This window comes from Lysinibacillus sp. VIII_CA (genome assembly GCF_049943995.1).
Lineage (GTDB): Bacteria > Bacillota > Bacilli > Bacillales_A > Planococcaceae > Lysinibacillus > Lysinibacillus pinottii.
In genome coordinates this window covers 110961-123109 of the sequence record NZ_JBNFXM010000009.1, presented here as the reverse complement: position 1 = coordinate 123109, position 12149 = coordinate 110961, and the positions used below count along the sequence as shown (strand labels likewise).

The 12149-nt window shown below is 37.8% G+C and carries 12 protein-coding genes; all 12 read right to left on the bottom strand.

The genetic code is table 11. From position 1 onward, the window contains the following. Positions 1-115 precede the first annotated feature (115 nt). The 12 genes from upp to prfA all read right to left on the bottom strand — a co-directional run bounded on the left by upp (position 116) and on the right by prfA (position 12099). Entirely contained in the window at positions 116-745 is a 630-nt protein-coding gene (gene upp / locus ACP3VS_RS14005; protein WP_004269470.1) for a uracil phosphoribosyltransferase, read from the bottom strand. 124 nt (positions 746-869) lie between these two features. Then, positions 870-3026 carry a sensor domain-containing protein gene (locus ACP3VS_RS14000; protein ID WP_012292761.1) on the bottom strand — a complete coding sequence of 719 codons (2157 nt, stop codon included), beginning with the start codon at positions 3024-3026 and terminating at the stop codon, positions 870-872. A gap of 279 nt (positions 3027-3305) precedes the next feature. Further along, positions 3306-4547: a serine hydroxymethyltransferase gene (gene glyA / locus ACP3VS_RS13995; RefSeq protein WP_426388972.1), complete on the bottom strand. Its 1242-nt coding sequence runs from the start codon at positions 4545-4547 to the stop codon at positions 3306-3308. A gap of 28 nt (positions 4548-4575) precedes the next feature. Continuing rightward, a complete protein-coding gene (locus ACP3VS_RS13990; RefSeq protein WP_012292759.1) occupies positions 4576-5118 on the bottom strand; it encodes a TIGR01440 family protein in 543 nt (180 codons plus the stop codon). 85 nt (positions 5119-5203) lie between these two features. Beyond that, positions 5204-5641, bottom strand: coding sequence for a ribose 5-phosphate isomerase B (gene rpiB / locus ACP3VS_RS13985; RefSeq protein ID WP_031418505.1), 438 nt, complete (start codon positions 5639-5641; stop codon positions 5204-5206). A 339-nt stretch (positions 5642-5980) separates the two neighbouring features. Next, entirely contained in the window at positions 5981-7264 is a 1284-nt protein-coding gene (locus ACP3VS_RS13980; protein WP_012292756.1) for a methyl-accepting chemotaxis protein, read from the bottom strand. Between the two features lie 14 nt (positions 7265-7278). Further along, positions 7279-7713, bottom strand: coding sequence for a low molecular weight protein arginine phosphatase (locus tag ACP3VS_RS13975; RefSeq protein ID WP_031418503.1), 435 nt, complete (start codon positions 7711-7713; stop codon positions 7279-7281). Positions 7714-7740: 27 nt separating this feature from the next. After that, on the bottom strand, positions 7741-8238 hold the full coding sequence (locus tag ACP3VS_RS13970) for a manganese efflux pump (protein ID WP_012292754.1): 498 nt from the start codon (positions 8236-8238) through the stop codon (positions 7741-7743). Between the two features lie 166 nt (positions 8239-8404). Next, a complete protein-coding gene (locus tag ACP3VS_RS13965; RefSeq protein ID WP_099806127.1) occupies positions 8405-9439 on the bottom strand; it encodes an L-threonylcarbamoyladenylate synthase in 1035 nt (344 codons plus the stop codon). Positions 9440-9540: 101 nt separating this feature from the next. Next, complete coding sequence (locus ACP3VS_RS13960) at positions 9541-10131, bottom strand: stage II sporulation protein R (RefSeq protein ID WP_036166897.1); 591 nt, start codon at positions 10129-10131, stop codon at positions 9541-9543. A 44-nt stretch (positions 10132-10175) separates the two neighbouring features. Then, on the bottom strand, positions 10176-11036 hold the full coding sequence (prmC, locus tag ACP3VS_RS13955; protein ID WP_036160731.1) for a peptide chain release factor N(5)-glutamine methyltransferase: 861 nt from the start codon (positions 11034-11036) through the stop codon (positions 10176-10178). Continuing rightward, positions 11023-12099, bottom strand: coding sequence for a peptide chain release factor 1 (gene prfA / locus ACP3VS_RS13950; RefSeq protein ID WP_012292750.1), 1077 nt, complete (start codon positions 12097-12099; stop codon positions 11023-11025). Before prfA ends, prmC begins: the two co-directional genes overlap by 14 nt. Between the last annotated feature and the right edge of the window lie 50 nt (positions 12100-12149).

The window sequence follows — 12149 nt, the reverse complement described above, 5'->3', positions numbered from 1 at the left end:
TGAAGTCCAACATGAGGAGTACTTACCTAAACATACTATGAAACGCCCTTCAAATTTGAAGGACGCTTTCACAAATTATTAGTTTCCTAAATGAGGAAATTTCATAACACCATTTTTACTTCGTGCCGAATAGGCGGTCTCCGGCATCACCTAGACCTGGTACAATATAACCATGATCGTTTAGTTTTTCATCCAAAGCAGCAATATAAATATCTACGTCTGAATGCTCTTCTTGAATAGCTTTGACACCCTCTGGTGCAGCGATTAAGCACATGAATTTAATGTTTTTAGCTCCACGTTTTTTCAATGAGTGAATTGCTTCCACTGCTGAACCACCAGTTGCTAACATTGGATCTACGATAATAAAATCACGTTCTTCCACATCTGCTGGAAGCTTTGCGTAATATTCAACTGGTTTTAATGTTTCAGGGTCACGATAAAGACCAATATGTCCAACTTTTGCGGCTGGGATAAGCTTTAGTACACCATCTACCATACCAATTCCTGCACGTAGAATCGGTACAATTGCAAGCTTTTTACCAGAAAGTACTTTTGTTTTAGCAATCGTTACAGGTGTTTCAATTTCAATTTCTTCCACCGGCATATCACGTGTAATTTCAAATGCCATAAGTGTTGCTACTTCGTCTACTAGCTCACGAAATTCTTTTGTACCTGTATTCTTGTCGCGAATATAAGTTAATTTGTGTTGGATTAGTGGATGATCAAATACATAGACTTTGCTCAAAGGGATTCTCTCCTAACCGTTCGGATTTCATTTTTATCTCAACTAGTATAACAGAAAAAAGGAATCGCCTCAAAAATAAATTTAAGGTGACTCCTTTTATTAAATTTTCTTTGACCAAAGTAAGTTATTGATCCAGAATTGTATCTAATTGTTCTATTGCCATTGGCTTAAAATAGAAATACCCCTGTCCGACTGTACAACCTAAAGCACGGAGTATTTCAACCTGTTCTTCTGTTTCTATTCCCTCTGCAACAGAAATCATTCCTAAGTTTAATGCCAATTGAATAATTGAGCGTACAATAGCAAGCGTTGCAGGGTCCTCTAAGGCATTAATAAAGCTTCTGTCAATTTTTAATTCTGTGAATGGTAATTGTTGCAGATAGCTCAATGAAGAAAATCCTGTTCCGAAATCATCCACGGATGTTTTGAAACCATAGCTTTTTAATTCCTGAATAATTGTAAAGGCAGATTGGAAGTCTACTAACCCTATATTTTCTGTTACCTCTAATATAATATTACTTGGATCTATTTCATATTTCCTAACGAGCTTTAGCGTATCTTGAACGAAATGCGTATAGTAGAAATGATCTGGTGAAATATTGACCGCTATTTTCACTAATTTCTTCCCTACCTTTTGACGTTCTGCCAGCCACGATAGCACAATTTCTAAAACTTGAACGTCAATTTCTCTAACCTTTCCCGCACTTTCCGCTACTGGAATAAAGATGGCTGGAGACACAAAGCCCAGCTTCGGGGATACCCATCGTGCAAGTGCCTCTATACTTTGAATCTCTCCATTACGTAAATCTACTTTTGGCTGTAAATGGACTGTAATTTCTTTATTTTTGATTGCTTGGGACAAATGATTTAATACTGTCATTTGCTGTACTAGAACGTCATTTTTTTCTGTCGTAAAAATTTCTGTATGTGTACCCGGTTTATCAGTAGCAGACGAAAGCGCATTATCTGCAAACCGAATTGCATCATTAATTTTTATAGCATCATTAAAGGAAGCAATCCCTGTTTTTAACGTGATGTAAATTTGCTTTCCTCCTATTATAAAGGGCTGCCGAATCGTCTCCTTGATGCGCCTTTCATAATTATTTAAATTTTCATTAAAGGTCATCGTGGATAGAATAAGACTAGAGCTTGTAAATCTCGCAATATATTCGCGATCCCCTGGCTTGTCTTGCTCTAGACGTTTGGCGAGCTGCCTTAATAATTCATCACCAAATTCACGTCCATACAGTTCAACCACTTGATGAAATTCGCTTGGTTTCACAATTTTAATATAACCATTTTGTCCACGTTCAGCCTCTTTTTCGAGGCAATTCACAAAGCTATGACGATTAGGTAAACCTGTTGTAATGTCGGTATAGGCTAAATCCCATATTTTTCTCTGTGTTCTTGCATACGTATATGCTAAGGCAACCAGTGCACTAACTTTTCGAAACATATTTGTGAAATATGCAAGGTCACTATGTGCTTGCTGATAATATATTGAAAAAAGCCCTATTACTTGTCGCTGTTGATTGCGTATAGGTATAAATAATCCATACGCTTTGTGTGAAAAAGCAGCAAATTGTCTATGCTCATCTGGAATATGCACCTCATCCAAATTTTCAATAAAAATAGAGGTTTCTGATTGCATAACCTTCGTAAAAAAGTCGGTATTTTCACAGCATCTCGGTACATCTTTTGATCTACCATTATCCATAAAAGTCTGTAATAAATTGCTCTCCGTTTTGATGAGTACCATACTGGAAGTATTCGGCATAAAAAACTCATCCAGTCCGCGACAAATAATATGCATCTTTTGCTCAAAAGAGCTATCTCTCTCTATCGCCTTATACATATCATTTTCTAAACGCATTAAGAAATCTTCCGTATGATAATACGTAACGTCCTTCATAAGGACTAGCACATATTGCGTTACATTTGCATCGTTTCGAAATGGTAGAGCTTGAATTTCAGCCCAAAATGGGGGTTTATCGATACCTTTATGATGTAGCTTCGCTTGTACCATGATACCATTATGTATTTTTTCTTTAATCTTTTTTATGGTTGTCTTTTTTTCATCTAATAGCCATGTAAAATAATTTGTTTTTAGGATTTGTGACCTTGAAGCATTTGTAAGACTACAAAAAGATTCATTACACTCTACTATACTATGATGATTTGTTGCATCAAAAATTACGAAGCTTTCCTTAGAATTATCCCCTAAATTGAGAATACTATTTAATAAGGCATCATTATCTATATCTAACGATTTAGTGACCATCCAACCCCTCCTTCTCTATCACTTCATCCCATTTCCATTGTACATAAAATTTAATTAAATTTTCACTTTTATTAAAAAAAACTTCTTTTTTAGTACACAATCTGACCTCAGCCAACTATAATAATCCCTTTCTATCGATTATATGTAAATTTATTCAAAAATAAGAGTGTTATTATTCTTAATTAGAAAAATATGTATTTCATTGTTCGACCTACTTTTCAAAATAAAAAACTGTGTTTAAAGTGAATTTCCCACTTTAAACACAGTTTTAGAATGATATTAAGCGTATAATGGATGTTTATCTGTTAATGCTTTTACGCGATCTTTTGCGTCCGCTTTAACTGCTTCATCTTCAGGGTTTTTAAGAACTGCTGCAATAATTGCACCCACTTCTTTCATATCTTCCTCTTTAAAGCCACGAGATGTAACAGCTGGTGTACCGATACGAATACCTGAAGTAACAAATGGAGACTCCATATCGTAAGGGATTGTGTTTTTGTTAGTTGTAATACCCACTTCATCTAATGCATGTTCTGCTACTTTACCTGTCAGACCAAGAGATTTAACGTTTAATAGTAATAAGTGGTTATCTGTACCGCCAGATACAATTTCAACACCCTCAGCAATAAGGACTTCGGCTAAAGCTTTTGCATTCAATTTTATTTGTTTTGCATAGTCTTTAAATTCTGGTTGCAGTACTTCGCCAAATGCTACAGCTTTAGCAGCAATGACATGCATTAATGGCCCACCTTGAATTCCTGGGAATACAGACTTGTTTAATTTTTGCTCCCATTCTTTCGATGCAAGAATTAATCCGCCACGTGGTCCACGTAATGTTTTATGTGTAGTCGATGTAACAAAGTCTGCATATGGAACTGGCGATTGATGCTCACCGACAGCTACAAGACCAGCTATGTGTGCCATATCCACCATGAAGTATGCACCTACTTCATCTGCGATTTCACGGAATTTAGAGAAGTCAATTTCACGTGGGTACGCAGAAGCTCCCGCAACTATAAGTTTCGGCTTATGTTCTAATGCTTTTTGACGTACATCCTCATAATCGATAACTTGTGTGTCCTTTGTTACACCATATTCCACAAAATTATAAAGAATACCAGAGAAGTTTACAGGAGATCCATGTGTTAAGTGACCACCATGAGAAAGGTTCATACCAAGAACCGTATCGCCTGGTTCTAAAATTGTGTGGTATACAGCCATATTTGCTTGCGCACCAGAGTGTGGTTGCACGTTTGCGTATTCTGCACCAAAGATTTCTTTCACACGATCACGTGCAATATCTTCAACTACGTCTACATGTTCACAGCCACCATAGTAGCGTTTACCTGGATAACCTTCTGCGTATTTATTTGTCAGTACAGAACCTTGCGCTTCCATAACTGCTTCGGATACAAAATTTTCAGATGCAATCAATTCGATATTTGCTTGTTGACGTTTTTTTTCTGCAAGAATTCCTTCTAATACTGCTTTGTCTTGTACTGCTAATTTTTCATATGCCATGTTAGAAAAAGCCTCCTAGTATCCTTTATTATTTATATACAGCACGTTCCCCGCCAATTAGCTTTGGGCGTGTTGTTGCAATCGTCACCACTGCTTCTCCCACCATTTTCACTGATGTGCGAACTGGGACAGCTACTGCTTTCAAGTGCATACCAATTAATGTTTGTCCAATATCTATACCTGCATGTGCCTGAATGGTTTCAACAACCACAGGATTAGTAAATCGCGTATAGGCATAAGCGGACATAGAGCCACCAGCTGTACGTACTGGGACTACCGCCACTGGATCGTAGCCAAATTGTTCAGCAGTTGATGCCTCCATCGTAATAGCACGATTAATATGCTCACAGCCTTGAAACGCTAAATGTAGCTGGTGTTTCATTGCGAATTCTTGTAACGGCTCGAAAATGGCTTCTCCTATCTCCAATGCACCTGCTGTGCCAATTTTCTGACCAATCACTTCAGATGTAGAGCATCCTACGACAAAAATTGTATGAGGTCGTAATGTTACCTGCTCTTCAAATTCACTGAGTAACTGAGTCAAATGCGTTCGTATTTGTTTTACAACCATTAAGCTCAGCTCCTTCATTTATAGCCATTAAAATCATGCCATACATGACATCCTTGATGAATGTCATATATGGAATAACAATCCTTTATTGCTCAAGTTCCGTAATTTTTTCTATGCGTCGTGTATGACGACCACCTTCAAACTCAGTTTCTAGCCAAGTTTGGACAATTTCACGTGCAAGACCTGGGCCAATAACACGTTCACCCATAGCTAAAATATTAGAGTCATTATGGCATCGCGTTGCCTTTGCACTAAATACATCATGCACTAATGCACAACGAATACCTTTCACCTTATTTGCAGCAATAGACATACCAATTCCCGTGCCACAAATTAAAATACCTTTATCAAATTCTCCGTTGGCTACACCATCAGAAACTGGCTTTGCGTAATCCGGATAGTCTACTGAATCCGCAGATTGTGGACCAAAATCTTCGTAGCTAATATGAAGCTCATCTAGTAGCTGCATGATCTCACGACGTAGGTTGTTACCTCCGTGATCAGAAGAAATTGCTATTCTCACTGGGTTCCCTCTTTTCGAATTATAGTCAACCTTAGTGTACCACTTCTTTCTGAAGAATAACACGATTTTTCTTGTATTTTTATGCTGATTTCTCCTAAAAGACGAACATTTATTGTTACTTAGCTAAAAATCATTCACTTTTATATCTCTTTTTCTGTGGATATTGTGAATATCATGTTAATAAATTCGGATAATGGTCTTTTGTTGTAATATTCTATCTACTAAAGTTTTTCTCATTTTTTATTTACAGTGGACAAACTGTATCACTATTTTTTCCAAAAATAAAAAAACTGTCTATAAATCCGATTTTTCACCGCATTTATAAACAGCTTTTTGTGACTAAGCCTGTCGATCAAATTGTTGAATCACTTTATGCAAAGCTTCTGATTGCTTTTTTAAACTTTGCGCTAGGTGCTCTACTTGTTCAATGGCGTAGGCTTGTTCTTCAGCCGCACTACGAACTTCTTGTGCACCTGCTGATGTTTCCTCTGCAATTGCAGCCACTTCTTGTGATTGACGAGCAGTAGTTTCAATATTATGCATCTGCTGTTCAATTAGTGAAGATATCTCTACAATCGCTGTTGCCATTTCATGTACGTTAGACGACATACCTTCTACAGCTGTTGTTGTTTCAGATACGCGATCTGCTTCTTTCGTTGCAAATGCTACCTGTTCATTCATTTGTTTGACTACGACTTCAACATTTTGCTGCATAGATTGGATTAGAGCTGTAATCCCTTGCACAGCTTTTGCACTTTCATCTGCTAAACCACGCACTTCCTCCGCAACCACAGCGAAGCCTTTTCCATGTTCTCCAGCACGAGCCGCTTCAATAGATGCATTTAAAGCTAGTAAATTTGTTTGTGCCGCAATATCACCAACTAAGCCAATAATGCGCTCTACTTGGCCAGCATTTTCTTCTAAAGCATGAATGCTTTTTAATGCCTCATTGTTACCAGTAGCTATTTGTTGAATACTATTAACTAATGTTTCGATTGCATTTGTTGTTGTCGATAAATTATGTAAAATCTCTTTAGATTGTGATGCCGATGCTTCTGCTCTACTATTTACTTCTGTCGCAAGAGCTCGTACATCCTCAATTGCCTCAGCGGTATCTTGTACAGCTGTCGCAGATGCTTCAGCTCCTGCCGAAATATGCTTAACGGTTGAAGCAATACCTTCTGCTTTTCGAGTAGCGACTCCCGCTTCATCTGAGAGCTGAATAATCGATTGATTGGTCTGTTGAAAATTTTGGTCAATACTTTCCACCATTTGACGTAAATTTAATACCATTTGTTGAAATGCCTCTGCAACCGAACGAATCTCATCGTTTGTTTTAGGCATCTGAACATCCTGCCCAATTTTCCCCTCTGCTACTAGAGTTGCGGAATGCTCAAGTTGTTGTAAAGGTTTAATTAAGATCACGCTAAAGATGGCAGCCAATATACCTGACCATGTGATTCCTAATGCATACGTCACCACTTGAAATACTTTTCCATTAATACTTGGGAAGAAGGTCGGTTGTAAGAATTCAATAAATATAAAACTGATACTGTAAGTAATTAATGCTAGCACGCTCACAAATAACACCAATTTAAGTCGTAAACCAAATTGTTTTTTCATAGGGCTCCTCAATTCTATTGTAGTTTTTTTATTAATTGATCAACCAATTCATGTAGTTCCGCAAATGTTGCTTCGTATATTGCTCTGTTACCGCCGTAAGGATCTACTACATTCTCCAGGCTACCTTCATTTGTATACTCTTTTAATGTGAATACTTTATGATCAGTGCCTGGGAAGCTTGAGATGACAGTGTCTTTGTGAGCGGTAGTCATTGTTAGGACTAAATCTGCCCATTCCATTTCTACCATGGATAATTGTGTTGCAGAATGCTGATGAGACATTTGAGCTTCATTTAACACTTGTTGCGCATGTGCTGACATTTGGGCATTAGGCATAGCATAAATACCTGCAGAACGTACTTCTAAATTGTCTATTTGTTTATGTTTTAATATGACTTCTGCCATTGGACTGCGACAAGTATTGCCTGTACAAACAAATAATATTTTCACACTTATCACTCTCCGATTTATATTGAATTATTGCTGAATAGCTAGGATACTCATAATTATAAATATAATGCCAGCAATGATTTGAATTTTATTTCCAAAAAAGACTTGGCTCCTACGTGCAATGACTAATGACCCATAGGCACAAATCAAGGCACTCAAGCCTGCACTCATTATAAAAATGGTTTTTTCTAAGTTTAGCATACCAAAAGAAACACTAACTGAAAAGGTATCTAGGCTTGCAGTCACAGCTAAAAGTACGGGGGAAATTGTTACTTTTTCATCCCGATGAGAGAATAATAGTAAATGCATGCCCATGCAAAATAACAAAATACTCGATATCCATTGTCCCCATTCTAATAGAAAACGAACTAAATAGTTTCCTAATTCAAATCCCAACAAAGGAAAAAGCATATGCAGTGCAGCCGTCCATAGTGATAAAAATAAGCGATATCTAACATTTGGCAGCAATACATATAGACCAATAACATCAACAGACGTTAATATACCTGCAAGAATTCCCTGCAAGAATACACTCCTTCTCTCCCTAATATATTATCATTTTATGCTCGAAAATACATTATTATCATATTTGTCCACATAAGATTTTCCTTTTTATAAAGAGGATCCCTGCCTATAAAAAAAGGACAAAAGACATGTAAATTTATTAATGTCTTTTGTCACTCATTTTTATTTACAATGAATACCATTTGCCTCCTGAAGCCTTTTCAAGCCTATTCATAATAGCTGCCCCTACGCCTTCCGTCGAAGTTGTCGTAGCTAAAATAACGGTAGCTGTTGTTTTATCACATGCTCTAAGTGCATGGTATAACGAAGCACCCATGTCTTCTTTACTTCCCTCTTCACCTACTGAGAAGTAAAAATCAGCTTTAATATGTTGGAAATTTTGAGGTGCAAGAAGTGCTACTTCATGTCCTTGCTGCTGTAATTGTTGAACAGCTTCGCTTACTTCCCCATCATGGCAATTGATTAAGTATACCGGCGCATTTGGTGCATAATGTGTATATTTCATGCCTGGAGCCTTTGGTGTCTCTTCTAGTTTCTGCTCTATTTTGGTTGGTTGAATAACCGGACCAATTGTTGCTTCAAGCATCTCCTTCGTAATGCCACCCGGACGTAAAATTACTGGAGGCTCGTGTGTCACATCTAATACAGTGGATTCTAACCCAATGCCTGTGGAACCTCCATCCAAAATATAAGGTATGTACCCTCCCAAATCATCTAAAACATGGATAGCTTCTGTTGGACTCGGCTTACCACTACGATTAGCACTTGGCGCAGCAAGTGGTTTTTGAAGCTGCTGTAATAAGGCAAGTGCTACTGGGTGGTCTGGCATACGGATGCCGACAGTCGATAATCCAGCCGTTACACTTTGAGCCAGCACATTTGGTTTAGCAGGCATTACAAGCGTTAACGGTCCTGGCCAAAATAAATCGATGCATTGTTTGGCTATTTCAGAAATATGTTCTATATAGTTCGTTACTTCCTCTTTTGTACCAACATGAACAATTAAAGGGTTATCTGAAGGGCGGCCCTTCGCTTCAAATATCTTCTTCACTGCCGTATCATTTGTTGCAACAGCACCCAGCCCATAAACCGTTTCTGTCGGAAATGCTACTACCTCTCCCGCATTTAAGATATCCACAGCTTGTGTATAATTTATTTGACTATTCACATTACTGTCCACAACCTTGCAAACGGTTTCCATGTTTAAAACCTACCTTCATTTATTGATTCTTACTGAATTATCCACAAATTGTTTATAACTGCTTAAAAAATGTGCATAAGTTATCTGAATTTGTGAACAATTCATGCAAAAAGTCCTTTAATCCATTCCCAAATAAAGAATGTTACTTGCTCTTCCTCTTCTGGTTCTTCTGCTTTTACTTCTTCTTTTTCGGGCTCGCAAATGGATGGGAATATACTGCACCACCAGTTATCACCACGCGCATCACCAATTTTAACTACAATGGAGTGATACACATTTTGTGGATATAATACCGCTCCCTGTCTTTTAGGCGGAAATAAGTTATCCCCAACCACTACCTGTGTATCTATCTGTGGATAATTTTTGCTTAATTCTGTTTCAATTTGTTGCTTTAACGTTTGAATTTGCTCATTCCCTGCAACACCTGCAGATACTACTTGCATAAAATAGGGTTTTAATTCTTCAACAAGCTGCTCTTTCTCATGCTGATCTTGTGCTGTATTGCTATTAGCAATTACACGAATTCTAAAATCTTTTTCTTGTTCTTGATTAGTAGCCTCTTTTGCAAAACCTACTAATGATGGAATATATAAAACACATAGCTGTAAAGCAATGGCCACTACTACTAATCTAGCAAACGCTAGAAAGATATTTTGTTTAGGTAATCTAATAATCTTGTATTCATTTAACATGTAAATCCCTCCTTGCTCAACATTGTTGGCAAGATGAAGACACTTTATACATGAATCTCACAAAAAATCATTCGCGGTTTACCATTAATATCTTTTTCTATCGAAATCGTAGCCTGTGGAAAACTATCTTGAAAGAACTTTGCTACTTTTTCACCTTGTGTATAACCGATTTCTAACCCAATTAATGCTGGTCTATTCATATACGCTGGCAATTGCTCTGCTAATTGTCGATATAAAATAAGACCATCTTCCTCAGCAAATAACGCGCTATGAGGCTCATGCTTTAATACAACATCCGACATAGCCTGCGCCTCTTCAAAAGCGATATAGGGAGGGTTCGATAAAACAATATCAAACTTCTCACCTGCGAGCGGAGCAGTTAAATCTCCCAGCCTAAAATCAATATTAGCCTCTAATCTCTGTGCATTTTTTTGTGCTGTCGCTAATGCAGCTTCAGATAAATCAGTAGCTACGACCGTTAACGTAGGACACTCCAGCTTCATTGAAATGGCAATAGCACCACTGCCTGTACCTATATCAGCTACCTTCAATGCTTGGTGTTGAAATAGTTTAGTCATACGATTGATAGTGCCAAGAATCAGTTCTTCCGTTTCCGGTCGAGGAATTAATACTGATTCATCGACGATAAATGAACGACCATAAAACTCCTCACTTCCCACACAATACTGAACTGGGCGACCATTGACATGTTCCTCTATAAGGGCTTTAAATTTTACTTGCTGTGCTTCTGTTAATTTATCCTGTAAATGTAGCATAACCTCTGAATAGCTTGTACCAAGTATATGCTGCATAACAATACGTGCCGCAGTTTGCTCCCGACCATTATCCACTAAAAAAGAAGAAGCCCACTCAAGGGCCTCCATCACATTTTTATAAGTCATCATTTAAACGCTCTAGCTTCGATGCTTGTTCTTCTAAAATAAGCGTATCGATAATTTCGTCCAATCTACCCTCGACGATTTGATCTAGCTTTTGAATTGTTAACCCAATACGGTGGTCTGTTACACGGTTTTGTGGATAATTGTATGTGCGAATTCGCTCAGAGCGATCACCAGAACCCACAGCAGACTTACGTGTGGCATCGATCTCTTTTTGTGCCTCTTGCATATACATATCTGCTACACGAGCGCGTAAAATTTTCATTGCCTTTTCACGGTTTTTAATTTGCGAACGCTCATCCTGCATGGAAACTACAACACCTGTTGGTAAATGGGTCATACGGACCGCAGACATCGTTGTATTTACGGATTGACCACCTGCACCTGAAGATGCGAATGTGTCTACACGAATGTCTTTTTCATGAATTTCAACGTCTACTTCCTCTACCTCAGGTAAACAGGCTACTGTTGCTGTAGATGTATGGATACGTCCTTGTGATTCGGTAGCTGGTACACGTTGTACACGGTGGGCACCATTTTCAAATTTGAACTTTGAATAAGCACCTTGTCCGTTAATCATAAAGATTACTTCTTTATAGCCGCCCATCGGGTTTGGAGTGGCTTCCATAATATCAATTTTCCAGCCTTGTGTTTCTGCATAACGAGAATACATGCGGAATAAATCACCCGCAAAAATATTTGCCTCATCTCCGCCAGCTGCTCCACGAATTTCCATAATAACGTTCTTATTATCATTAGGATCTTTGGGAATTAATAAAATACGTAAACGTTCTTCAAGTTCTTCCTGCTGAGCTTTTAATAGGTTAAATTCTTCCTTTACCATTTCATGCATATCAGGATCTTTTTCGCTATCTAACATTTCACGTGTATCTACTAATTGCTCTTTGACATTTTTATATTCACGATACGTATCCACAGTTTCTTGGATATCTGATTGTTCCTTCGAATATTCACGTAATTTCTTACTGTCATTAACAATATCTGGGTCGCTTAAAAGCTCTGTCAGCCTTTCATAGCGATCCTCCACTGCTTGTAATCGATCAAACATGGATTTCACCTCAATTTAGTTTCTTAAATTGCTCCTATTTTTCAAGAGCT

What these genes read in the sequence shown, in the direction of transcription:
- ACP3VS_RS14000 (WP_012292761.1), bottom strand. Translation starts at nt 3,026, where the DNA reads ATGGTCACTAAATCGTTAGATATAGATAATGATGCCTTATTAAATAGT.
- glyA (WP_426388972.1), bottom strand. Translation starts at nt 4,547, where the DNA reads ATGGCATATGAAAAATTAGCAGTACAAGACAAAGCAGTATTAGAAGGA.
- ACP3VS_RS13990 (WP_012292759.1), bottom strand. Translation starts at nt 5,118, where the DNA reads ATGGTTGTAAAACAAATACGAACGCATTTGACTCAGTTACTCAGTGAA.
- ACP3VS_RS13980 (WP_012292756.1), bottom strand. Translation starts at nt 7,264, where the DNA reads ATGAAAAAACAATTTGGTTTACGACTTAAATTGGTGTTATTTGTGAGC.
- ACP3VS_RS13965 (WP_099806127.1), bottom strand. Translation starts at nt 9,439, where the DNA reads ATGGAAACCGTTTGCAAGGTTGTGGACAGTAATGTGAATAGTCAAATA.
- ACP3VS_RS13960 (WP_036166897.1), bottom strand. Translation starts at nt 10,131, where the DNA reads ATGTTAAATGAATACAAGATTATTAGATTACCTAAACAAAATATCTTT.
- prmC (WP_036160731.1), bottom strand. Translation starts at nt 11,036, where the DNA reads ATGATGACTTATAAAAATGTGATGGAGGCCCTTGAGTGGGCTTCTTCT.
- prfA (WP_012292750.1), bottom strand. Translation starts at nt 12,099, where the DNA reads ATGTTTGATCGATTACAAGCAGTGGAGGATCGCTATGAAAGGCTGACA.